The following is a 22,682-nucleotide window of genomic DNA, read 5'->3' as shown; positions in this document are numbered from 1 at the left end:
TTCAGGGCCAGACGCCGCCCTGCTCGCTCGCGCGCAGCACGCGATCGATGGCGACGACGTATGCGGCCGTCCGGAAGTTCGGCAGGTCCCGATCCTCGAAGGTCGTCGTCAGCCGGTCGAACGCGTCGACGATGACCGTCTCCAGTTCGTCGTTGACGCGCTGTTCGGACCAGTAGAAGCGCTGGCGGTTCTGCACCCACTCGAAATAGGAGACCGTGACGCCGCCGGCGTTGGCGAGGATATCGGGGAAGACGGACACGTCACGCTCGGTGAGCACGTCGTCGGCGTCGGGCGTCAGCGGCCCGTTCGCGGCCTCGACGATGACGTCCGCTCGCACGTCCGCGGCGAGGTCGGCGTCGATGGCGTTCTCCAGCGCCGCCGGGACCAGGAGATCCACGTCCAGCGTCAGCAACTCCTCGTTCGAGAGCGTCTCGGGCGCGTCGTAGTCGACCACGTCGCCGGTCTCGTCTTTGCGTTCTTTGACCGCCTGCGCGTCGAGGCCGTCGGGGTCGTACGCCGCCCCCGAGGAGTCCGAGACGGCGACGACGCTGGCGCCTCGGTCCTCCAGGAGCTTCGCGGCGATCGAGCCCGCGTTGCCGTAGCCCTGAACGGCGACGGTCGCGCCCTCGATCTCCTTTTCGAGGTAGTCGAACGCCTCCCGAGCGGTCAACATCACCGACCGGCCGGTCGCCTCGACGCGGCCCGCCGACCCGCCGCTCTCGGGCGCTTTCCCGGTGATAACGCCCGGTTCCGTCGTGTTCTCCAGCGTCTCGTAGGTGTCCTTGATCCAGTTCATCTCCCGGCGACCCGTGTTCACGTCGGGCGCCGGGATATCCCTGTTCTCACCGATAATGGGCCGCAGCTCCGTCGCGAACGCGCGCGTCAGCCGTTCGAGTTCGGCCTCGGAGTAGTCGTCGGGGTCGACGACGATCCCGCCCTTGCCGCCGCCGTAGGGGATGTCGACCACGGCGCACTTGTAGGCCATCCAGCCCGACAGCGCCTTGACCTCGTCGCGTGAGACGCCCGGGTGATAGCGGATGCCGCCCTTGTAGGGCCCTCGGGCGCCGTTGAACTGCGAGCGGTACGCGCGGAACATCTCGATCGAACCGTCGTCCAGTTCGACCGAGAGGTTCGTCTCCAGAACGCGCTCGGGGCGTTTGAGTCGTTCGAGCGTCCCGGGTCGGACATCGAGGTGGGCGGCGGCGTCGTCGACCTGCTCCCGAAGACTCTCGAAGGGATTTATTTCCTCGGACATGCCTTTTATATGGATCAGCGCGGGGAAAAGGATTCGGACGACCGCCGGTCGGGACGGACGGCCGATTCGACCGAGAGCGGACGGATATGTCCGGTGTCCGAAGTCCGCGACCGAGGGCGGCCGGACAGTTCCCACGAGGGGAGCAGGCGGTCACTCGCGGGCGTCGGCCGCTCGCGCGCGCTCCAGCACTCGCTCGGCCTGGGCGACCAGCGGCGCGTCGACCATCTCGCCGTCGACGGCGAAGACACCCCGGTCGTCGGCGTCGGCATCCGATTTCGCCGCCAGCACCCGCTCGGCCCACTCGACACGCTCGGGGTCCGGTGTGAACGTCTCGTTGATCGGCCCGACCTGTGAGGGATGGATCGCCAGCTTGCCGTCGTAACCGAGTTCGCGGGCGAACTCCGTGTCGTCCCGCAGGCCGCCCTCGTCCTCGAAGTCGGTGTAGAGCGTGTCGACGGCGTCGACCCCCGCCGCGGCCGCCGCGAGGACGACGTGCTCGCGCGCGTGAAGGACTTCCGTTCCCGCTTCGCTCCGGGTCGCCCCGATGTCGGCCGCCAGGTCCTCGGCGCCGAATATCAGCGCGTCGGTCACGTCGACAGCGGCGATCTCCTCGGCGTGCAGGACGCCCGCGGCGGTCTCGACGAGTGCGAGAATCGGCCGGTCGGCGTCGCGCTCGGCGGCCAGACCCGCCAGATCGGTCACGTCGTCCGCCGACTCGGCCTTCGGGAGGACGAGCGCGTCGAGTCCGGACCGGGCGTCGCCGCCCAGCACCGCCTGTAGATCGTCGGCCGCCCCCCATCCCGGCGGGCGGACGCGAACGCACACCTCGCAGTCGGCGTCGAGGTCGGCCAACACTCGCGCCACGGTCGCCCCGGCCTCGGCTCTCCGTCCCGGTGCGACCGCGTCTTCGAGGTCGAAGACGACGGTATCGGCGCCGGTCGTCGGTGCCTTCCGCAACAGCTCGGGCCGGTCACCCGGCGAGAACAGGACGCTCCGGCGAACCATACTCCCGACTCGGCGCGGCGAACGCTTGAATCCACGGTCGGTCGGGACGGTGCCGAACAGAGAGCGGAGAGCGAACTCAGATAGCCTTCTCTGCTTCGGCCTGAACGAGGTAGGCGCGGTCGTCGGTGTAGCCTTCGAGCACGTCGAGCGCGCGCCGGGTGCCGATCCGGTTGAGCGCCCAGGCGGCGCTGGCTCGCACTTCGTTTGCTTCGTCGCCGTCGAGGATATCGGCGAGCGGTTCGATGGCGCGGGTGTCGCCGAGCAGGCCGAGCGAGCGGGCCGCGGCGCTCCGGATCTCGTAGTTGTCAGCGTCGAGCCGCTGGGCGACCGGCTGGACCGACTCCTCGCTGCCGATCTCGCCGAGCGCGCGCAGGGTGACCTTCTGGAGGGCGGCGTCGCCGTCGCCGTCGATGAAGTCGTGGAGCGTCTCGGTGGCGTCGTCGTTGGCGATCTTCCCGAGGATCTGGACGGGCCGCTTGTTGCGCTTCTGGGCGCGCTGGTGGACGGCGTCGTAGGCCTCCTCGGGCCCCATCCGCCAGAGCGTGTCGAGGACGTTCTCCTCCATGAAGTCCGAATCGAACGTCTCCAGGGCCTTCACGATGGGTTCGACCTCGCCGAGCTCCTCGTAGACCTTCACCGCGTTCCACTCGGCGGGGAAGTCCTTGCGGTTCTCCGACTCGAGCACGTCGTAGAACCCCTCTGCGTCGAGCTGCTGGCGAACGGTCAGGTCGTCCCACTCCTCGGCGGCCTCGAGATCGTCCTGCAGGGTCTCGGCCGCTTCCAGGAGCGCGGCGATCGTCTCCTCGTCCTCGTCGGGGTCGAGGGCGCTGCCCTCGACGACCTGCGCGACCTGGTCGACGGCGTCGCCCAGGTCCTCGCTGTCCCCGCTCTCGGCCGAGATGGCGGTGTCGATCTCCGACTCGACGGTCTTCAGGAACGAGTCGACGGCCGCGACCACGTCGGGTCGGCCGTCCTCCGTCCAGCGGGTGTCGGTGATCGTCGACTGCGCCTCTTCGAGGGCGGCGACCACGTCGTCGGCGTAGGGACCGCGCTGGTCCTCGAGCTGGTCGCGCAGGTCGGCGACGCGGTCTTCCAGCTCCGCCGCCGGGTCCTCTGCGTCCTCGTCGTCCTCGTCCGGCTCGGGCAGGTCCGCGGCCTCGACGTCGGCCTCGATCTCGTTCAGGTCCTCCTCGACGTCGTCGAGGTCGGCCTCGGTCTCCGCGGCGTCGAGGGCCTCCTCGGCGTCGTCGAGGCGCTGGTCGAGCGTGTCGGCCGACAGCGCCGTCTCCTCGGCCTCGCCCGCGTCGGCTTCCTCGTTCGCGGCCTCCTCGTCGGCCGCTTCGTCGTCCCCGTTGCTCATACCCCGAAATGCGACTGTCCGGGCCAAAGGCGTTTCCATTCCGCGACTCGGAGCGTCCGACCGCTCGCCCGCGGGCCGCCCCGGTCAGCGCCCCTCGAACTCGCCGGCCAACTCCGACAGCCGCTCGACACGCTTCTCGGGGTCAGGATGGGTCTCCATCGCCCGTACGAGCCGCGATTTGGCGTCGGCGGGGACGATAAATAGCGCGTTCAGGTCGGCGTGGTCGCGCAGGTCCCGTTCGGGCGTCGCGGCCATCTCGGCGGTGATCGTCTCGATGGCGGCGGCCATCGCCGCGGGCTTGCCGGTGATGACGGCGGCGCCGCGGTCGGCGGCGTACTCGCGGTGCCGGGAGATCGCCCGCGAGACGAGGTAGCCGCCGAGCCACGCGACCGCCGAGACGGCGACGAACGCCCAGAGCCAGGGCATCCCGCCGTCGCCCCCGCCCCCGCCGTCGCCGCCGCCGTCGCCGAACCACCAGAAGTTCCGCACGACCATCGCGGCCACCGTCACCAGGAACGTCACGACCGACATGACCAGCGCGTCGCGGTGTTTGACGTGGGCGATCTCGTGGGCTAGCACGGCGTCGAGTTCGTCGCCCTGGAGCGTATCGAGCAGCCCCTCGGTGACCGCGACGACGGCGTCGTCACGCCCCTTCGCGGTCGCGAAGGCGTTGGGCTGGGCCTGGGGCGAGACGGCCACGTCGGGCTCGGGCACGCCGGCCTGGCTGGCGAGGCGACTCACGCGTGCGTGGAGGTCCGGGTATTCGGCTCGCGAGACTCGGTCCGCGCCGAGCGCCCTGAGCGCGGCGTCGGGCGCGTACTTGTACTGGAGGGCGACGAGCACGCCCGCGACGCCGACGACGAGGAACAGGCCGGAACTCCCGAGGGCGTCGGTCGCCCACCACGCGGCGACGCCGACGAACGCGGCGTAGAGGACGGCCATCCCGGCCATCGCTGCGAGCATGCGAACCCGGAGCGACCAGTCGGGCTTGGGCTGCATACCCGATCCTACCCACTGCGCGACCAAAGACATTGGGTCGCCGTCCCTTCACCCGGTGGTCTCCGCGGCGCGGTGCGCGGATGCTCGGTGCGGAGGATCACTTATCGGTGCAGACGGCGTATCGTTCCTGTATGCCCGAAGAAGTGCTGTTCGAGTCGGAGAGCGACCAGACCCGGAAAGACATCGCATCGTACCTTCGCAGCGTCGCTGCGAAGCTCGAACAGGGCGACGCGATCACGCTCAGAGCCGGTTCCGACTCCGTGACGATGGATCCGCCGGCCCGACCGACGTTCGAGGTCAAAGCCGAACGCGAGGGGCCCCCCGGCGGACCCGATGAGCTGAGTATCGAGTTCGAACTCGAATGGGACGAGAACAGCAGCGGGGGCGACAGTGGGAGCGGTCAGTTAGAGATCGAGTGACCGGGCGACACCGACCGAGCACCGTCGGGTGAGGCCGCGCGTCGATCGCGACGCCCCGCGACGGGTCGAGACCGAGCCCTCTATTTGCCCGGAGTTCCGAGACCGAGATATGGACAGACGGGCGTTCCTCGGGAGTCTGGGCGGCGTCGCCGTCGCGGTCGGGCTGGCCGGCTGCGGGCAGACAAGCGGCGACACCGGGAACTACGACGTGGGGATGACCACCCGGAAGTTCGACCCGGTGCGGGTCGAGGTGGCGCCCGGGACCACCGTCCGCTGGAAGAACACCAGCACCCACGCCCACACCGTCACCGCCTACGAGGACGAGCTCCCCGACGAGGCCGCGTTCTGGTCGTCCGGCGACTCCGACTCCCAGGCCGCCGCCGAGGACGGCTGGCTGGGCGGCAACGAGGGCGCGATCTACGAGGACGAGACCTACGAACGCACCTTCGAGACCGTCGGCACGCACGCGTACTTCTGCGTCCCCCACGAAGCCAGCGGGATGGTCGGGAACGTGGTCGTCACCGAGGACGCGACCGACGCGTAGCTGGCGGCGGTCGGTCGGCGAAAGAAATCGAAAATCGTGCGCGCTGTCAGTCGGCGGATTCGTCGACGGCGACCTCGTCTTCCTCGACGTCGACGGAGGTCTCCTCCTCGGCGGCGACTTCCTCGGGGCGGGCCTCGAGGGTCAGCTTCTGGATCTCCACGCGGCGCAGCGGGTAGATCGTCTTGGCCTCGTTGTAGATCGCCGAGGAGAGGCGCCCCTCGACGATGCTGTCGACGATTTCGGCGTAGGTGCGCTCGCGGGCGTTCTCCTCGACGATGTCGATCATCTGGCGGCGGATGGCCTTCTCCTGGCTCTCGTCGGCGCTCTTGGTGGTGAGCGCGACGGGCTGGATCTGGACGCGGTAGTCGTCCTCGGTCAGCACCGTGATGTAGGCCTCGATCTTCGAGGAGCCGCGGCGGACGAGCGAGCGCAGGTAGTCCCGCGTCAGCTCGTGTTTGATGAACTCGGTGTACGCCGAGTCCGACGCGACCTCGTTGACCTTGAAGGTCAGCTTGGTGTTGTTCTCGCTGGCCTCGTTGCGGAGGTCGCCCAGCGTGGTCTCGATGGTGCGGCCGAGCACCTTGTCCGGTTCGTCCGCGACGGTCTCACCCAGCTCCTCCCGGTCGAACTGCTCGGGCGCTATCAGGGTGTACCACCGCTTCTCTTGCTTGCGTCGTGAAACTGATCGTTCGCTCATGTGTTGGTGTCTGTGTCTTGTGTGTCGTTCGTCGAATCTGTACTCCCGTCCCCGCCGAGCCGGTCCGCGACCCGGCAGTTGACGACGTAGTCGTCGACCGTCGACCGCAGGCCGCTCGTCTCCTCGCGTTCGACCGTCGTCACGACCGCATCGCCCTCGACCCGCGTCGCCATCTCGGCGGTGTTGTCGGGAGCGAGCGCGGCCGCGACGCGTTCCGCGGCGTCGTCGCCGTGGGTCGTCGTGATCGTCGCGCGCCTCATAGCGCCTCCCTGAACGCGGTGATGAACGCGCCCGTCTCCACGTCGAAGCGGGCGCGACCGGTCGTCCCGGTCGCCGCCGCGTGGCCGTCGACGCCCGCGGCGGCCGTCGAGAGCACCGATTCGAGGGTCCGGTCGTCGGCGACGGCCGCCGCCGCCCCGTCGGTGACCGCGAGGGTCACCGGCTCGGGCGAGCGGAAGGCGTGGACGAGCCACGCCAGCGTGGCGACCGGCGCGGCGTCCGTCTCGGCGCGTGCGACGAACAGCCCGTCGTACCGGCCGGTCGTCGCGTCGGCGACCGCGTCGTGAGCGCGTCGCGCGTGGGCACGCCACGCGTCGAGCGCGGCCTCGCCCACGTCGTGTCCGAGCGCGAGCGCGACGCCGGTCCCCGGGCGCTCCCGGGCGACGGCGTCGAGCACGTCGGCGTAGCCGCCGACCGTCTCGAAGGGACCACCGACGAACGGGCGCAGCGCCCGCTCGACGGCGTGCCCGCCTCGCGGCGGGACCGAGTCCTCGCCGACGCTCCGCAGCGCGACCAGCGAGGCCGCGCGGCGGTGGGCCTGTTCGTCGAGGCCCGTCGCGTCGAGGCGGGGGTCGCTCGCCTCGGGGTCACCGACGACGAAGCCCGCGGCGGCGAGCGCCGCGGCGACCGCCTCGGAGTCACCCGAGAACGGCCCGTGAACGAGCGTCGAGTGGGCGAGCCCGTCGACCAGATCGGTCGTCGGTATCGCCACGCCGGGGCGGCGTTCGATCCCCGCGGCCTCGGCGGCCTCGGCGACCGCTCCTGCGGGCTCACGGCCGTCGGCGACGCAGCCGGCGAGCGCGAGCGCGGCGTCGGGGTCGGCGCCGAGTTCGCGCGCGACGGCGAAGGCCGTCTCGCTGGCCGGCTCGGCGGTGCCGGGGACCGAGCAGTCGGCGACGGGGTCGCTCCGCCCGACGGCGACGGTCAGGTCGGCGTCGGTCGACCGCTCGGTGTCGGCGGGGAGGTCGGCGACCGAGACCTGGAACGGTCGGTCGCGGTCGGCGAGCGCCCGCGCGAGGACGCCGCTGGCGGCCAGCGCGTCGCCGGTCGCGGCGCCGACGAGCCGGACGAAGCCGGCCTCGCGGAGCCGTGCGGCGATCTCGCCGGCGGCGGGGGCGTCCTCGGAGCGGGCGGTGGCCGACATCTATTCGAGGAGCTCGGCGACTTCGTCGTAGCTGTAGGCGAACTCCTCGTCGAGTTCGTCGCCGCGGTAGTAGTCGACCAGGCGGCGGATCTTCGACTCGGTGTTCTGGAGCGCGCGCTTGTTCTGGTGGTCGGTCGGGTTCTCGTCCATGTGCTCGTGCAGGCGGACGGCCCGCTCGAAGAGGTTGCGCAGGTCCTCGGGCAGCTCGGGGTCGGCGTCGTTCTCTTCGAGGATCTCGGTGATCTTCTTGTCGGTGGCGAGGGAGACGTCCGGGACCGGGGTCCCGTTGACGCCCTCGTCGCGCAGCTTCAGGCCGATCTGGCTGGGGCTGTGGCCCTGCTCGGCCAGCTCGACGACGCGCTCTTCGATGGCGTCTTCGTCTACGTCGCTCCACTCCGGGGGTTCGTCTGCCGCCGGCTTGTCCGAACTGGACGAGCCGCGACGGCGGGTGTGCATTCGTGCCATTGTTAGATTGGAACGCGACGAGCCGCTGTCGGGCGGTCTCTCGATCGCCTCGTGCGTGTGTGCGCCGCGCGCTTCGCGATGCGAAGCCCGATCGACGCGGACACGGCCGCAATCCCGAGCTGTGCAAGCGCACAGCGAGTCAGATTTGCGGTCGTGCGTTCCCACCGGAGAGTCCCCTTTGCGACACTAAACAGTTTCCATCGGACCCGGCCGACCCAGCGGTCGTTCGACGAATCTTGCCGAGAACCCAACGCTATCAAAAATTGAATCTTACTTTTCGGGCCACGAGAGCGCCCAAATACGCCCTTCTGACGGTCGGTGGCCGATTCGGTTTCAATCGTGATAAACGAAGGCGCGCGTTTATTGACCGGGACGCGGTAGGCCGTGCAGAGATCGATGAGTCAGGACGCGCGCGCGGTGAGTACCGTGCTGGGGATCGTGTTGCTGTTCGCTATCGTCGTCGGGGGAACCGCCGTGGTGCTGACGGTCGGCGCGACGGCGCTGGACGATACGAACCAGCAACTGGACACGAGCCGGGCGGAGAAAGTACTCACGCAGTTCGATTCGAAGACGGCAATGGTCGCGCTCGGGGGAACGAGCTATCAGGGCGTCGACTTGCCCGCCGGCGGCGGCGAGTACGCCGTCGCGGAGGACGCCGGCTGGATGAACCTCACCGTCGAGAACGCCGCCGGCGGCGGGACGTCGAAGATCATGAACGTCACGCTGGGCGCCGTCGTCTACGAGACCGGTGACACCACGCTGGCCTACCAGGGCGGCGGCGTCTGGAAGCGGACGGAGTCGGGCGCGGTGATGGTCTCGCCGCCGGAGTTCCACTACCGCAACGCGACGCTCACGCACCCGCTGGTGTCCGTGACTGGCGACCCGGGACTGTCCGGGACCGCCCGCATCGCGAAAAACGGGTCGACCGCCACGCGCTTCCCGGACCCCGACGCGGGCGACCCGGCGCTGACGAACCCGCTCCGTAACGGCAAGGTGAAAGTCACCGTCAGCAGCGAGTACTACGAGGCGTGGGGCCGGTACTTCAGCCAGCGCACCACCGGAAGCGTCGACTACGACCACGACGCCGGGACCGCGACAGCGACGCTGCTCGTCCCCAGCGACGTGACCGTCGACAACGCCTTCACCACCACGGGCAACGGCGGCATCGGCGGCGGCGTGGGCGTCTACAGCTACGACTCGCGAACCGACAAGAACGAGGGGGGAGTGGGCATCGGCAGCTACCGGGAGCGCGCGAACGGTGACGTGTACACGACCGACGGCAGCGATCTCCGCGGCGGCGCCGAGGTGAACGGCGACCTCTACGTCGGGGAGAGCCTGGACGCCCACGGCGGCGTGGACGCGAACGGGAACGTCGAGATCGCCGGCGACTTCGAGTCCAGCGGCGGCCCGACCATCGGTGGCGACCTCACCGTACAAGACGACTTCGAATCGAGCGGCGACCTCGACATCGGTGGCGACCTCAGAGTCGGCGGTGACTTCGAATCGACCGGCAGCCTGAGCGTCGGCGGCGACATCGTCGTGAACGGGAGCGTCGTCTTGGAGGACAACGTCGACAGCACCGTCATCGCTGCCGGAGACGTGTCCATCGAGAACGGGTTCGACGGCGACATCGTCTCCGGCGGGAGCGTGTACGTCAACAACGGCGGCATCACGATCTGTGACGCCTGCGAGATCAGGGCCGAGGGCGACCTCGTCGACTCCGGGAGCGGGAACAGCTACGATGGCGATATCCACGTCGGCGGGGATATCGACGCGATGGGCAGCGGCACCGTGCTCGGTTCCTCCGGGAGCATGACCGCCGGCGGGACGGTCGACGTCGCCAACGACAACGGCGGGACGATCATCGAGGGCGCAGCCGCGCCCTCGGCGGTGATAGTCCCCTCGGTGACCGTCGAACGCGACACGACGCTGCCCGACCCGAAGGGCCACGTCGACCAGGCCGTCAGCAAGTACGCCGACGAGAACGACAACGACACCGCCGCGTTCGACGACTTCGACGGCGGCAACGGCGTCGACGACGAACTGACCGCCGGCGCGTACTACTACGACGGCGACCTGTACTACGGCGGCGGCCCGTCGCTTACGTTCGACACGACCGGCGGCGACATCCACCTCGTCGTCGACGGCGACCTCGACTGGAACAGTATCGACGTCGACATCGAAGGGTCGAACCGCGTCCACGTGTACGTGACCGAAGACGTGGATATCAGCGGTGGTTCCTCGGTCGAGACCGTCGACGGGGAGAACGAGGGCCGCGGCGACCAGTTCTGGCTGTACGCCGGCAGCACGGTCCACGACACGGATGTCCAGGCGTCCAACGGATTCTACGGCGTCGTCTACTCCGAATCGACGGTCGACCTCGGGGGCGGGACCAACGTCTACGGCGCCGTCGTCACCGGCGACGGCACGACCACTGGGGGCCAGGACATCTACTTCGACGAGCGACTCCTGAAATCGAACGTGTTCTCGAAAAGCTCCGTTCCGACCATCTCCTACCTGCACGTCTCGGTCAACCGCGTCAACGTCACGAGTCGCTGAGCGACGCTCTGGTCCTCTCCCGGGAGGTGGGTTCCGGCACTACCTTCGATAGCGCGGGTTCGACGGGACGCTCTCACAGCGCCACCTGCCGGTCGAGACCGTCCGCCCCATCATCGGTCGATCGAGACTTCGATCCGCGTCTCCGTGAGGTACAGTGCCGAGGGCTCGCCGGTCATCGTGCAGACGACGTGGTCGTCGCCGGTGGGCAGGTCGCAGTCGACACCCGTTCGGCGGTCCAGCGTCCGGAACCACAGCTCCCGGCGTGGCGAGTCGATCCGTACCGTCCACTTCTCTTCGAAGCCGGTCACTTCCGCCACGACCGATCGGTTCGTCGCCACCGTCCTGACCAGGACGGTCGAACTCGCGAGCGACTGCGCGCCGCCGGTCGCGGAACTCGTGTTCACGACCGGCATCGCGACGCGGTCGCCGGTCACGCGTCCCGGCCATTCGCGGACGACCACCCCGCCGCGGTCCTGCACCCGGAACAGCGCCCCCATCGAGTACACCAGCTCGGTGCCGTCGGGCCCCCGGTAGACGAGCGGCCGTATCGAGAACGACTCGTCGAACGAGACCGACCCCTCGGCGTCGGCGACCCGAACCGTCACCGGCTCGCCGAGGTGCATCCCCGCGTCGTCGAGACTGATCTCCGTCGCCCGGCTCGGCGCCCCGCGCTGGTACACGTCCGCCGCGTTGTCCGCGAGGATCCCCATCGCTCGCTCTGCGTTGTCGGTCTGGCCCGCGTCGCGCGCCGACTGTAGCGACCCCAGCCCCGCCAGTGAGACGACGGCCACGACCGAGACGATCAGCGCGAACACCAGCACGAACCCGACCACGTCGCTGATGGCCCGGTCGCCGTCCCTCGCTCCGCCGTCGCCGGTCGAGTTCGAAGCCCGCCGACTGGCTGCGGGCGGGATCACGACCGCACCTCCAGGGCGCTGCCGTCGTACACGATCGACAGGTCGCCCCCCTGGACCGACGCGTCGGCGAGGTCCGTCCCCGTATCGACCCGGACGGACACCGAGACATCGGGCGACGCCGTCGTCAAGTTCACCCACTGGTCGGTCCCGTCGTCGCTGATCGCGACGGTGTACCCGGCGCCGGTGACCTCCGGCGGGAGCGAGGCGTTGATCGCCAGCGCCTCCGTCCCCTCGCTCGACCGGACGAGTCGGTCCGCGGCGGTCAGCTCCCCGGCGAGCTGCTGACCGACGACCTCCAGCTCGGTCCTGATGACCTGTTCGCGCTCGCTCGTCACGAGGTCGCCCGCCGCGACGAACAGCCCCGTCACGACCAGCGTCGCGACCGCTAGCGTCAGCGTGTACTGTAGCGTCGTCGACTGCCCGCGACCGCGTCCCCGCGGCCCCGCGGCGCTACGCATCCGACTCACCCGGAGCGATCCGGAGCGACGTCCGGTAGGAGAGGTCGGGCCCGCGGTACCGGAGGTCGACCGTCGCCGAGTACAGCACCGTCTCGCCCCGCGGCTCGCCGGGGTCCGTGTCGTAGCGCGACGCCGCCGACCGGTTGACCACCAGCGAGTAGCGGCCCTCCTCGACGGCCGAGCCGTTCTCGAACGCCAGGTCGTAGCTCCCGAGCGAGCCCATATCGAGCGCCGGGCACGGACTGCCCGCGACCGTCCCGGCCGAGACGTTCACCCAGAAGTTCCCGCTCGGGCCGCTGTAGCACGACTGGTAGGCGCCCGAGTCGGTGACCCCGACCTCGTACTCGCTGCCGTCGTAGGAGACGTTCAGATACCACGTCGACGGGTCCGAGGCGACGACCCGGAACTCGTGGGGGCTGGTGCTGTTCCACCGGTCGACGTAGAGCGAGAACTCGCGGACGCCCGAGACCGAGTTCGCGACGGTCCAGTTCGAGTCGTCGTTCGGCCCCGTGAACTCGCCGGTGTCGTCGCGGATCGCCGTCCCCTCGACGGTGTCGACGACGCTCGCGTTCGGCACGTAGCCGCGAGTGACCTGCTGACGGGCCGAGAGCGCGCTGACGGCCTCGACCGCCGTCGTGACGTTCGCCGCCAATTCGTCGTGGTCGTCGCTCCCGTTGACCTCGTTCGCGTACCGGAACGCCTCCAGCGCCCCGCGCTCGACGGCCCCCTGGTAGGTCACCGCGCCCGAGGTGCTCCCGATGTCGCTCCGGGTGCCGAGGTTTTCCGTTGCGATCGCGGAGTTGATCACGACCGCCAGCACCAGCAGCGTGACCGCCATCGCGAACCCCGCCAGCAGTATCATCTGGCCGCGGTCGGTCGCGCGATGACCGGTCCGCCTCAGATCCGCCACACGACCACCTCCACCCTGATCACGTTGTAGACGCTCCCGCTGTCGGCGTCCGGCGCGTAGAACCGGCTCGACTCGCGGACCGTCTCGCCCCGTGGCTCGCCACCGGCGTCCAGCAGCTGCGCGTCGTCGAGCAGGACGACCGTCCGGGTCGCGCTGACGGCGTTGTCGCTCGGTTCTCCCTGATACACCATCGCAATCTCCTCCTGTCCCCCGGAGCCGTCGGCGAACGATAGCCGGACGTTGTACGCGACCCCGCCCCGGTCGAACGACCGCCCGAGCATCCGACCGAAGGCGGTCTCCGGCGCGCCGCTCGTGTAGTACCCCTGGTCGCTCGCGCCGTGGAAGCGTTCGGCCGTCCCGCTCCAGTACAGCACGGCCGGTTCGAGCGAGCCGTTGGCGGCGGCAGCGCCCAGGATTCCCCGGGCGGATTCCCGCTGCTGGTTCTCCAGGTGCTGGCTGGACGTGCTCGCCGATAGCGGCGTTACCGCGGTCATCTGGAGCGCGAAGACGACCGCCGAGAGCAGGACGAGACTCGCGACGACCCCCTCAAGCGCGTGCGCCTGTCCGCGACCGCCCCGAGCGCCGCCTCCGCCGCGGGACCGACCCGCAGCCGGCGGCCCGCGACTCACCACAGCACCACCTCGACAGTCACGTCGCGGCCGTCCAGCAGCGCGACTCGCCGCGCACTGACCGTCTTCCCGCCGCTGCCCGCGGGGTTTGACCCGCGGCTGAGACGCGTGTCCGAACCCCCCGGATTACAGGCGCTCGCCTCGACCACCGACTCCGCACTACTGTCCCAGCAGAGCACCGCCGGCTCGCTCGACCCGCTCACGTTCCCGCGGATCGTCACGTTGATCGGCGTTCGGTCGAGCAGCCCGACCCGCTCCTGAAGCGGGCCGCCCGCGAACCCGCAGGCCGGCGCCGCTCCGCTCTCGAAGAACCGCCGCGTGCATTCGGAGTCCAACGCGTACGGCTCGCTCGGGTCGCCCAGCCGGCTTTCGACCAGGTCGTCCGCGATCCGGTCGGCCGCCGGCGTCTCACCCTGCGCGCCGCCCGTGAACGGGTCGATCATCCCCGGGACGAACAGGAAGACGACCGTCAGCGTCAACAGGAACAGACTCATCCCGATGGCGAAGTCGAGCGTCGTCTGTCCGCGCCGTCGCTGTGCTCGCTCGCCACGTCTGACTCGCTCTGCGCGCCCGCCTGTTGCCGCAGAGCGGTCGCTGTCTCCGGATGCTGACATCGTGTGTCTCCGACGACGGCCACGGGCGTCGCCGCCGCCCCCCTACGACGCCCGGACTCGTCCGTGTCTATCGGCGACAACGAGACTCCCCATTATAGCCGTTGGCCCGTCGTTACACGATTTGATACTCTCGCGGTTGGCGGGTTGACACCATTCGCGTGGTAGTCGCTGACGGAGCTTCGACGCTTCGATGGGTTTATGAAACAGACCCGGCTACCGGTATTTGCGTGCGGGCTCGTAGATCAGTGGTAGATCATCCCCCTGGCACGGGGAAGGCCCCGGGTTCAAATCCCGGCGAGTCCATCCACAGACCGCCGCCGTGACCGTTTTTCGGAAACTGTCGACTCAAGCCCGGAAGCGTCGAGTATCGACGTTTCCGTCTTCGAGGAAGTGCCCCCGCGAGATAGGATTCAATCGGATCCCGAACGCGGCCCGCCGCCGTCCGGCGATCGCGCGAGGGACTGGCGGCCGATCTGCGAGTACTGCGGGCTTCCCATCGACCACGACCACCAGCAGTGTAGCGCGCTCGAAGACGGGAGGTGTCGGCCGTGAGCCGAGCGGAGACCGGCGGCTCGGTCGACTTTCCGGAGCGCCTCGAACCCGGAACCGGGGTCACCTTCCCGCCGAAGTGGACGCTGTCGACGAGCTGGCAGCGAGCGCAGCGAGAGACCGACCGAGGCGGCCCCGTGAACGTCGGCGAGCGCATGGTGTGGCTCTCCGACGGCGACGAAGCGCATCGAGTCACGTGGGCGCTCACCGGCCGCACGCTCGTCGCCGACTGCGACTGTCGGGGCTACTGGCCGGGGTCCCGACCGGCGCCGTCGAGACGCTCGTGCAGCGTGCTACGGAGAAGGGGAGCGTGACGCCGGAAGAGATCGCGGAGATCCTCGGCCAGCCCGAGCTGCCCGTCGAGTACAGTCACGAGTTTTCCGTCAGCGAGGAGTGAGCGGTTACGTGGTCCCGGCCGAGATCTCGACTCTCACTCGCCGCTCGGCTTCTGCTCCAAAGTCTCCCGCGTCGCCGTAGTCTGTATTGTCGATGATGAGTCGGTACGTCCCGCCTGAGAGCGTCAGTGAGCGGCTCGCGGATGCCTCGATTCCCTGAGCGGTCCCGTCCACGTAGTACTCCGGCCGGCGGGAATCCTCGTCGTTGATATAGTCGAGATAGTCCTGGTATTCGTCCTCGGCCATGAGGAACACGTCGAAGTCGTAGTCCCCGGACTTCTGGTTCGTAACCGTCCACTCCATCGAGAACTCCCGGTCGAACTCTACCGGGATCTGGTAGTATCCGGGGCCCTGAACGGTGTGCGTGTCACTGTGTTCGACGTGCTCCGGCATGTCGGTCAGGTCGTCTAGATCTATATCCAGATCGTCGTTGTCGGGTTCAGGCGTGGGCGTGTCGCTCGGGAACTCGATATCGTCGACCGAGTCGAGGGCGTCCGGTTCCTCCGTTGGCGTCGCCGTCGGCGTTGAGCCGCCGTCCTGGATATCAGACTTCTCTTGCACGTCGGGGTCGTTCGGCGCGTAGTCCTCCGAGTCGATGACACCGTCCCCATCGGAGTCCTGAATGTCACTGTCTCCGCCGTCGCCACTGTTGCCATCGTCGCTCGAACATCCGGCTACGAGAAGTACGCCCGCCGTTAAGAAGTGCCTACGGTCCATTTTGAATGGCTAACTCCTTCTTCTACCGAAACAAAAAACTACTGTCTGAGACACCGGTCGACCGACAGCGTCCGAAGGCGACTCGTGTCGAGATCTCCGCGTAGGTACATCAGCCCCTCGCTGGAGAGCTTGAACATGTCTCCGTGGACGCAGTAGACGAGGCCGGCGTAGCGCAAAAATTCGAGGCGGTCCTGCACGTGTCCCTCCGATATTGATTTGAACGCTTCTCGCGATCGACGGCGTGGCCCATCCGTCGTTTCGCAGGATTTCCAAGACCCCCTCGTCTTCTCTCGTCATCCATCGCGCTGACCGACGCACCCCGGGCTACACCCCGTTCTCCGTTGTGGAGATGTCGGCGGGGGAGTCGCCGCGGGTCAGATCGTCTTCCGGCGCTTTCTCGCGCGTGTCGAGAGAACAATCCAAGTAGGACCTTCCGCGATCTGTGGTCACGTATACACCGTTCCCGGCGAGTCCACTTCCTTCGTTCTTCGCTACGCTCGCACTCAGTCAGCGCCGAACGTCGCAGAATCGAAGCGTCTGCTCACTTCCGGCGAGTCCATATCACTGTCTCCGGCGGAGAGTCTCTCGCGCGCCGGAGACGCGCGGACGCTCGGACCGCCCAGCACGGCGCCGCTATCCGCCGACTCGCGTTCGGAGGCGTCGGCTCAGTTCCCGGCCAGCCAATCGGGCGATTCCTCGTAGGTTTCGGTGCCGTCGGCGGCGGTGCGTTCGTCGGCGGCGTCGACGAGCGCCTCGATCTCGGCGCGCGTGCCGTCCGGTCGCTTGTGAAGGTACCACTCGACGAGTTCCTCGCGGGTCAGGTCGTCCAGCAGCGCGTCCGAGACCCGCGTCGACCACAGCATGTAGCGGTCGGGCGCGCGCCTGTACACCCGCAGGTTGAGGTCGTCGGCCATGGTTCGACGGCGATACGGGTCGGACCGGCTTTAGCCCTCGTATCTCCCGTCGAAGGCGTATTGTGTCACAGGCCCGTAGGACGAATGATGCGCTGGGGTTTCGCGGCCGTCGCGGTCGTCGTCCTGGTAGCCGGGTGTAGCGCGGTGTCGTTCGGCGGTGACGGGCCCGGAGCCCCGTCGACGGACACTGTGACGCCCGTGCCCGTCACCGACCGCTCGACGCCCGCGCCGACGGTCGCCGGCGAGTGGCCGCCGGGTGTGAACGCCAACGGAACGGTCGACGTCGAGACGCTTACGCGCGCTCACACCGATTACCTGGCGAATCGGACCTACACTTGGTCGGTCAGAGAGGACTCCGACGAACCCGGCGAGGGGTTCCTCCGGCGAGTCGTCGTCGGGCCCGAGACGTTCTCTCTCTGGCAGTCCCAGGGGGACCCCAGACGGAACGTCTCGCTGTACGTCAACGCGACCGGCGGGTTCCTGCGGGTGGCCGAGGGCGGCCGGACCCGGTACGACCTGCTCAGACTACCCGGGCGGTCCTCGGACTACGTCTTCGCGACCGTGTCGATCCGGCAGTTCCTCGACCGACGGACGGTCGCGGTGTCGACGGTCGACCGACGCGGCCGGACCTACTACCGACTCCACGCGGCCGGCGGCCCCTCTCCGCGGGGAGTCGGGCCCGCCGAGGCGACGATCAGCGACTTCAGCGCCACCGCCTACGTGACCACAGAGGGGTTCGTCCGGTCGCTGGCGGCCGAGTACGACCGCGTCGTCGACGGCGACAGCTCGCACGTCTCGGTACGCTACGACTACAGTCGCCTCGGCGAGTCGACGGTGACCCCGCCCGACTGGGTCGGCAACGTCACCCGGCGGTCGACGCCGACTCCCGTCGACCCCGACGCGACGCCCGAGCCGACCGCGACCGCCGCCGGACCTGCGACGCCGGACGGCACCGCCACGGCCACCGACGAACTCGACGGCTCGACGCCGACCACGAGCGACTGACCGTCGACGTGGACGGTGTCCGACGGACGCGGGACCGGGTGGGGAAGCCCGACCGATCTTCACGGGACCGGAGTGTCGCCGCTCCGTCGTTGCCGAACGAGTCGGTCGCTACGAGCGGCCGAATCGAAAAACGGTTCGAATCAGGAGATCCGAATCAGGACATCAGCGTCACGACGTACCAGACGATCAGCGCGATCGTCGGGAGGACGACGGCGAACTTGACGCCCGACAGCAGGCTCACGTCGCGGATGTAGCCGGCGATGAACGACGACAGCAGCGCCTGGAGGACGACGGCGTGGAAGAACAGCACCGAGAGGATCTGCGTGTTGACGCCGCTGAAGCTGCCGCCGGGCGCGGCACCCGAAGACCCGCTGGAGGTCGTCTGGGTCGCGAGATCGGCCATGACGGTCAGGAACCGCACCTTCAGCAGCGCCATCACGCCCAGCAGCGTGAGGTAGGTCATGATGATGATGACCATCTGCATCCGGGCGCGGGACTTGCGTTCGAGGTCGATGTCGTCCTGGTTCTCGGAGGCCTGTGCGGCCGTCGAGAGCACGTCCTGGATCTGGCTGGAGGCCTCTTGAGCCTCGCTGATGAGCTTGACCGTCCGGGCGAGCCGGGGGATGTGATAGCGGTTGTTGAACTCCCGGAGCGCGTCCTTGAGGCTGGTGCCGTAGTTGACCTTGGCGTGCATCGTCTCCAGCTCGTCGGCCATCCGCCCCGAGGAGGTGTCGGCGACGACCCGGATCGACTCCAGCAACGTCATCCCGGTGTCGTTCGCGCTGGCGAGCTTGCGGAGGTTCTCCGAGAGGTTGCCGACGACGCTGCGGCGGGTCCGGAGGTTCCACTCGTAGAAGATCCCCAGCGGGAGGAGGTTGAGGTAGATCGGGACGTACACCCACATGAACGTCCCCGTGATGACGGGGTACACCCAGCGCTTCGTCGGGTCGTTGAGCCCGTCGGGCACGTCCCCGCCCTGGGGGACCACGAGTTCGGAGATCGTCATCGGTGCCATGTGGAAGATGACCACGACGGCGAAGAAGGCGATCGTGATCGGGATCGTGAGCCCGAGCACGTACAGCGGATTGTTTCGGAAGAAGATGTGGGGCTGGCTGAGGATCTGGGTGGCGCGATAGGTCCCCTCGCGGCTCTTGATACGGTCGAAGACGCCGTAGCTCCCGGTGTAGCCCTCGACGAGGCCGAGGCTCAACAGCCCGTCGTCGGCCTCCGAGTAGGTCTTGCCGCCGCGGTCGGCGTGGAGGTAGCCGTCGCCGATGGAGTCCTGGGTCACGGTGGAGGTGAGCACGAGGAAACCGACCCCCGTCAGCGGGATGAGCCCGTAGACCGTCCCCACCATCAGGTCCATCTTCGACCCCGAGGACATCATGCTCATGATGACGGTGATGATGATGAGCAGGAGCGGGAACAGCGAGAGGGTCATGTACATCTCGCCGAACAGCTCCAGCGTGTCCAACATCTTCTTCTGCTCCTGTTTGGCCGTCCGCATGTGCTTGTCCTTCTGGTCCTCGAGGAACGAGGTCATGTCACCGCCGGAGTCGACGATCGACAGCATGTCCGTGAGGAACTGGCTCAGCTCCTCGCTGGGCGTCTCGATCGACTGGTTGCGGATCGCCGTCCGGTAGTCGGTGTCGAAGTACTCCGTCTCGAGGACGATCGACTGGAACTCCTTGGCCACCTCGCCGTAGGTGTCGTCGGCCTGGGCCATCGCCTGCAGGATCTCCAGCTGGTTCAGCCCACCCACCGAGAGGGCGTACATGAACGCGACCGAGTCGGAGAGGAGGACGTTGATCTCGCGTTTGCGCGAGTTCGACCGGAAGTAGGGGATCGACAGCAGCGAGCCGAAGCCGATGCCGAAGCCGACGGCGCCGAAGACGATCCCGGAGACGAACACGATCGCCGGTACCTTCAGCGCCAGCAAGACCGGTTCGATGGCGTCGGGGATTCGCAGGCCGAGGAGCGGCCCCTCGCCGAGGCCGAGCAGCTGGACGAGGAGGAACCCCAGTAGCATGCCGAGCAGCCAGAGGGTCAGCGCGGCGAGGGTTCCGACCGCGAGCGCCCGCGAGATGTACATCTCGACGTTGTCGCCCATCCGAGCCTCGGCGAGCTTGGCCTCGATGCCCGAGACGAAGTCGCCCTCCTCGTCGAACAGCGCCTGATAGAGGGGATAGAACGTGTCGCCGACCGTGTTCGACCCGCCGAGTTGCTGGGACGAGCGCCCGAGGCTCATGCCTCGTCAGCCTCCGCACCGGCCGCGGGGACGAACTCGCTGAAGTCGATATCGTCGTCGTCGTCATCCTCGCTCTCGATCGGCGTGATGTTGGCCTCCGCCTCGCTCTCGATCGGCGTGATGTCGGTCTCCTCCTCGTCGACGCCCGAGCCCGTCAGGGCGTTGACGATGTCCGAGGTCTCCTTGTCGCGGAAGCGCTGGAACAGCGGTTGCGCGTTCTCGAGGATGTCCTCGGCCTCGTCCAGCATCTCCGCCGGCGGGTCCGGCCGCGGGACCATCTCCTCTTTCTCGGGGTCGATGTTGATCTTGACCGACTCCATGTCCCGCAGGTCCTCCAGCGACCGCTCGAGTTTGTCCTCGGCGACGAGCGCCATGATCGTGTCCGGGTCGTTGATGAAGGCCTGGACGGCCGCCGCGACCTCCGTGTAAGTGTTGAGGTTCTGCTCGATGAGGTAAGCCAGGACGACCTTTCGCATGAACAGCTCCTCGTCGAGCCGTTCCTGGGTCCAGCCGCGGTCGAACTTCAGCTCCTCCAGCGTGTTGGAGTTGCCCATCTGGAGGAACTCGTCGGTTTCGGCCTGCCACTCGTACACGTCGCGGACGTTGATCTCGTCGTGTTCCGCCGAGTACTCGTTGATCTCGGTGAGGTTCTTGTTCCGGCGGACCTTGTTGCCGTCGACCCGCGTCTGGGTCTGGATGGAGACCAGGTCTAGCGCCGTGAACAGCGTCTTCGAGACGTTGATCGGGTCGGTCGTGAAGCGCTTGATGACCTCGCCGACCGTGTCGGCGTGGAACGTCGAGTAGGCGGTGTGGCCGGTCGACATGACCTGGAAGAGGTCCCGACCTTCCTCACCACGGACCTCGCCCATCACGATGTAATCGGGACGCTGTCGGAGTGCCGCTTCGAGGAGGTCGAACTCGTCGACGTCACCTTTGTCGTCCTCGCCGAAGGAGGGACGGGTGACGCTGGCGACCCAGTTACGCTGGGGGAGTTCGACCTCGCGCGTGTCCTCGATGGAGACGATCTTGGCGTTGCTCGGGATGAAAAGCGAGATGGCGTTCAGCGAGGTGGTCTTCCCCGACGCCGTCCCGCCGGCGAAGATCATCGACTTGTTGTTCTCGATACAGAGCCAGAGGAAGGCCATCTCGTCGAGCGAGAACGTGTTCCAGTTGATGAGGTCCACCGGCGTGAACGGTACGTCCTTGAACTGACGGATAGTGTAGTTGGTCCCGTGGTCCGACACTTCTTCGCCCAGCGTCAGCTGCGAGCGCGAGCCGTCGGGGAGGGTGGCGTCGACCTGGGGCTGGCGCTTGCTGATCCCCTTCCCGGAGCGCTGTGCGAGTTTGACGACGAAGTCGTCGAGCTCCTGTTTCCCGTGTTCGACGTTCGTGATGATGTTCTCGTACTCGGTGTGGTAGACGAACACCCGGGAGTTGTAGCCGTCGCAGGAGATGTCCTCGACGTTGATGTCGTGTTTGATCGGGTCGATGCGCGCGTAGCCGATGAAGTCCCGTTTCAATCGGTAGAGGAGCTTCTCGACCTGGTACTCGTTGAGCGCCTTCGGGTCGTCGCCGACGACCGCCGGCTCGGGTCGGGCCTCGATGCCGTCGAGTTCGCCCCCCTGAGTCTCGACTTCGATCTCCATGCCCAGCGCCCCCTTGAGCTGGTCCATCATCCCCAGGTCGCCCTGTTGGCCGGGCGTGTACAGGTCGTACCGTTCGAGCAGGCGCTCGGTCTCGCGCTGGATAACGCCGGCGCGGTCGGCGTCGGACCCCTCGACGACGACCTCGTCCTCGGAGTATTTGATCGCCGACTTGAGCTTGCCCGAGAGGAAGCTGACCAGCTGGGACTCGATGTCGTTCTGGTAGGGCTCGATGGCGTAGTACTTCTTCTCGTTCTCCTTGCGCGAGTGGAAGATGATCACGCAGGCGTACGGTTTGTTCACCCAGTAGCGCTCGACCTCGACGAAGTGGGCCTTCTTCTCCAGCGGCACCGCCTTCTCCAGGTCGTAGCGGTTGACGACCGTCGAGTGGTCGTCGACTGTCGAGAAGAACGCGTCCTCGTCGAGGTCGGGGTTGACGTCGATAGTGCGCTCGTCGACGACCGACGCGAGCCGTTCGGCAGCCCCCCCGCCCTGACTCAGTCGGTCCTCGGTCTCCTCGGGGTCGAACCCGAGGTGGTCCTCGGGTTCGAACGGTACCTTCTCGCCGTTGCTGTCCCGAGGGATCTCGCCGTCCTCGTCGTAGTAGTACTCCTGTTTGAAATGCTCCCAGGTGTAGCGGTCCTTGACGACGAACGACCGCTCGGCCTCGATGCGCTCCCCCCAGGCCTGTTCGAGTGTCTTGGCGGCGCTCGCACCCGACTGCAGGCGGTCCTCGACGTCGAGCGGGTCGAATCCGAGGTACTCGCTGCGGTCGAAGCGCCCGCCCGTGTGTACGTCCCGGCGCAGGTCGTTCCACGTGTATTCGCCCACGGTCGCGCCGTCCCCCGAGAGCCGCTCGCCCCCCGTCGCGACCTGGTCAGACTCGTTGCCCCCCGTGCCATCAATTGCCATTACAGGCTAACTGCTAGTAAGACGGAAAAAACTTTACGCCTGGCC

23 protein-coding genes and 1 tRNA gene are annotated in these 22,682 nt (G+C 68.0%); 6 read left to right on the top strand and 18 right to left on the bottom strand.

Translation table 11 applies throughout. From position 1 onward, the window contains the following. Position 1: 1 nt before the first annotated feature. The 4 genes from C475_RS16680 to C475_RS16665 form a co-directional block, all read right to left on the bottom strand. The gene (locus C475_RS16680; RefSeq protein WP_006885035.1) at positions 2 to 1,255 is read right to left on the bottom strand and encodes a Glu/Leu/Phe/Val family dehydrogenase; all 1,254 of its coding nucleotides are present in this window, start codon (positions 1,253 to 1,255) and stop codon (positions 2 to 4) included. Positions 1,256 to 1,405: 150 nt separating this feature from the next. Then, positions 1,406 to 2,260, bottom strand: a complete 855-nt coding sequence (locus tag C475_RS16675) for an HpcH/HpaI aldolase/citrate lyase family protein (RefSeq protein WP_006885034.1) — start codon at positions 2,258 to 2,260, stop codon at positions 1,406 to 1,408. Between the two features lie 76 nt (positions 2,261 to 2,336). Next, the gene (locus tag C475_RS16670; protein WP_006885033.1) at positions 2,337 to 3,620 is read right to left on the bottom strand and encodes a HEAT repeat domain-containing protein; all 1,284 of its coding nucleotides are present in this window, start codon (positions 3,618 to 3,620) and stop codon (positions 2,337 to 2,339) included. Between the two features lie 84 nt (positions 3,621 to 3,704). Further along, entirely contained in the window at positions 3,705 to 4,619 is a 915-nt protein-coding gene (locus tag C475_RS16665) for a M48 family metalloprotease (RefSeq protein WP_006885032.1), read from the bottom strand. A 131-nt stretch (positions 4,620 to 4,750) separates the two neighbouring features. On the opposite strand from C475_RS16665, the gene C475_RS16660 reads away from it, so the two are divergent. Both C475_RS16660 and C475_RS16655 read left to right on the top strand, forming a co-directional pair. Next, complete coding sequence (locus C475_RS16660) at positions 4,751 to 5,038, top strand: amphi-Trp domain-containing protein (protein WP_006885031.1); 288 nt, start codon at positions 4,751 to 4,753, stop codon at positions 5,036 to 5,038. A 109-nt stretch (positions 5,039 to 5,147) separates the two neighbouring features. Further along, positions 5,148 to 5,582, top strand: coding sequence for a plastocyanin/azurin family copper-binding protein (locus C475_RS16655; protein ID WP_006885030.1), 435 nt, complete (start codon positions 5,148 to 5,150; stop codon positions 5,580 to 5,582). A 46-nt stretch (positions 5,583 to 5,628) separates the two neighbouring features. Here C475_RS16655 and C475_RS16650 read toward each other — a convergent pair whose 3' ends face one another. The 4 genes from C475_RS16650 to C475_RS16635 are packed head-to-tail and all read right to left on the bottom strand — an operon-like array spanning position 5,629 to position 8,167. Then, entirely contained in the window at positions 5,629 to 6,279 is a 651-nt protein-coding gene (locus C475_RS16650) for a 30S ribosomal protein S3ae (RefSeq protein WP_006885029.1), read from the bottom strand. After that, positions 6,276 to 6,539, bottom strand: a complete 264-nt coding sequence (locus C475_RS16645; RefSeq protein ID WP_006885028.1) for a KEOPS complex subunit Pcc1 — start codon at positions 6,537 to 6,539, stop codon at positions 6,276 to 6,278. Before C475_RS16645 ends, C475_RS16650 begins: the two co-directional genes overlap by 4 nt. Continuing rightward, positions 6,536 to 7,702, bottom strand: coding sequence for a hypothetical protein (locus C475_RS16640; RefSeq protein WP_006885027.1), 1,167 nt, complete (start codon positions 7,700 to 7,702; stop codon positions 6,536 to 6,538). The genes C475_RS16645 and C475_RS16640 overlap by 4 nt, the downstream gene beginning before the upstream one ends. Continuing rightward, positions 7,703 to 8,167 (bottom strand): 30S ribosomal protein S15, encoded by a 465-nt coding sequence (locus C475_RS16635; protein WP_006885026.1) that lies wholly within the window; start codon positions 8,165 to 8,167, stop codon positions 7,703 to 7,705. A 396-nt stretch (positions 8,168 to 8,563) separates the two neighbouring features. Here C475_RS16635 and C475_RS16630 point away from each other — a divergent pair, with 396 nt between their 5' ends. Continuing rightward, positions 8,564 to 10,726, top strand: a complete 2,163-nt coding sequence (locus tag C475_RS16630) for a DUF7289 family protein (RefSeq protein WP_006885025.1) — start codon at positions 8,564 to 8,566, stop codon at positions 10,724 to 10,726. Positions 10,727 to 10,836: 110 nt separating this feature from the next. Here the strand turns inward: C475_RS16630 and C475_RS16625 are convergent, their stop codons facing one another. The 5 genes from C475_RS16625 to C475_RS16605 are packed head-to-tail and all read right to left on the bottom strand — an operon-like array spanning position 10,837 to position 14,254. After that, entirely contained in the window at positions 10,837 to 11,643 is an 807-nt protein-coding gene (locus tag C475_RS16625; protein ID WP_006885024.1) for a DUF7289 family protein, read from the bottom strand. Continuing rightward, on the bottom strand, positions 11,640 to 12,101 hold the full coding sequence (locus tag C475_RS23990; RefSeq protein ID WP_006885023.1) for a DUF7266 family protein: 462 nt from the start codon (positions 12,099 to 12,101) through the stop codon (positions 11,640 to 11,642). Before C475_RS23990 ends, C475_RS16625 begins: the two co-directional genes overlap by 4 nt. Further along, complete coding sequence (locus tag C475_RS16615) at positions 12,094 to 13,011, bottom strand: DUF7261 family protein (RefSeq protein ID WP_049930799.1); 918 nt, start codon at positions 13,009 to 13,011, stop codon at positions 12,094 to 12,096. Before C475_RS16615 ends, C475_RS23990 begins: the two co-directional genes overlap by 8 nt. Then, complete coding sequence (locus C475_RS16610; protein WP_082223349.1) at positions 12,999 to 13,640, bottom strand: DUF7288 family protein; 642 nt, start codon at positions 13,638 to 13,640, stop codon at positions 12,999 to 13,001. Before C475_RS16610 ends, C475_RS16615 begins: the two co-directional genes overlap by 13 nt. After that, positions 13,637 to 14,254, bottom strand: coding sequence for a DUF7287 family protein (locus C475_RS16605; protein WP_235728471.1), 618 nt, complete (start codon positions 14,252 to 14,254; stop codon positions 13,637 to 13,639). Before C475_RS16605 ends, C475_RS16610 begins: the two co-directional genes overlap by 4 nt. Positions 14,255 to 14,485: 231 nt before the next feature. On the opposite strand from C475_RS16605, the gene C475_RS16600 reads away from it, so the two are divergent. Then, a tRNA-Ala gene (locus C475_RS16600) sits at positions 14,486 to 14,557 on the top strand. A gap of 406 nt (positions 14,558 to 14,963) precedes the next feature. After that, on the top strand, positions 14,964 to 15,200 hold the full coding sequence (locus C475_RS24455) for a hypothetical protein (protein ID WP_204366180.1): 237 nt from the start codon (positions 14,964 to 14,966) through the stop codon (positions 15,198 to 15,200). 4 nt (positions 15,201 to 15,204) lie between these two features. On the opposite strand, the gene C475_RS24450 is transcribed toward C475_RS24455, so the two are convergent. The 3 genes from C475_RS24450 to C475_RS16585 all read right to left on the bottom strand — a co-directional run bounded on the left by C475_RS24450 (position 15,205) and on the right by C475_RS16585 (position 16,829). Beyond that, the gene (locus C475_RS24450; protein WP_006885018.1) at positions 15,205 to 15,915 is read right to left on the bottom strand and encodes a hypothetical protein; all 711 of its coding nucleotides are present in this window, start codon (positions 15,913 to 15,915) and stop codon (positions 15,205 to 15,207) included. Between the two features lie 38 nt (positions 15,916 to 15,953). Continuing rightward, positions 15,954 to 16,112, bottom strand: coding sequence for a hypothetical protein (locus C475_RS23985; protein ID WP_161625208.1), 159 nt, complete (start codon positions 16,110 to 16,112; stop codon positions 15,954 to 15,956). Between the two features lie 468 nt (positions 16,113 to 16,580). Further along, positions 16,581 to 16,829 carry a hypothetical protein gene (locus C475_RS16585; RefSeq protein ID WP_006885017.1) on the bottom strand — a complete coding sequence of 83 codons (249 nt, stop codon included), beginning with the start codon at positions 16,827 to 16,829 and terminating at the stop codon, positions 16,581 to 16,583. 87 nt (positions 16,830 to 16,916) lie between these two features. Between C475_RS16585 and C475_RS16580 the strand changes: the two genes are divergently transcribed. After that, positions 16,917 to 17,834 carry a hypothetical protein gene (locus C475_RS16580; protein ID WP_006885016.1) on the top strand — a complete coding sequence of 306 codons (918 nt, stop codon included), beginning with the start codon at positions 16,917 to 16,919 and terminating at the stop codon, positions 17,832 to 17,834. Positions 17,835 to 17,988: 154 nt separating this feature from the next. Here the strand turns inward: C475_RS16580 and C475_RS16575 are convergent, their stop codons facing one another. Then, entirely contained in the window at positions 17,989 to 20,082 is a 2,094-nt protein-coding gene (locus tag C475_RS16575) for a type II secretion system F family protein (protein ID WP_006885015.1), read from the bottom strand. Further along, the gene (locus tag C475_RS16570; RefSeq protein ID WP_006885014.1) at positions 20,079 to 22,637 is read right to left on the bottom strand and encodes a type II/IV secretion system ATPase subunit; all 2,559 of its coding nucleotides are present in this window, start codon (positions 22,635 to 22,637) and stop codon (positions 20,079 to 20,081) included. The genes C475_RS16575 and C475_RS16570 overlap by 4 nt, the downstream gene beginning before the upstream one ends. Positions 22,638 to 22,682: the final 45 nt, after the last annotated feature.

This window comes from Halosimplex carlsbadense 2-9-1 (assembly GCF_000337455.1).
In the GTDB taxonomy this organism is placed as follows: domain Archaea; phylum Halobacteriota; class Halobacteria; order Halobacteriales; family Haloarculaceae; genus Halosimplex; species Halosimplex carlsbadense.
Note: the sequence above shows the minus strand (reverse complement) of the source record. Positions and strands in the feature narration are given on the sequence as shown.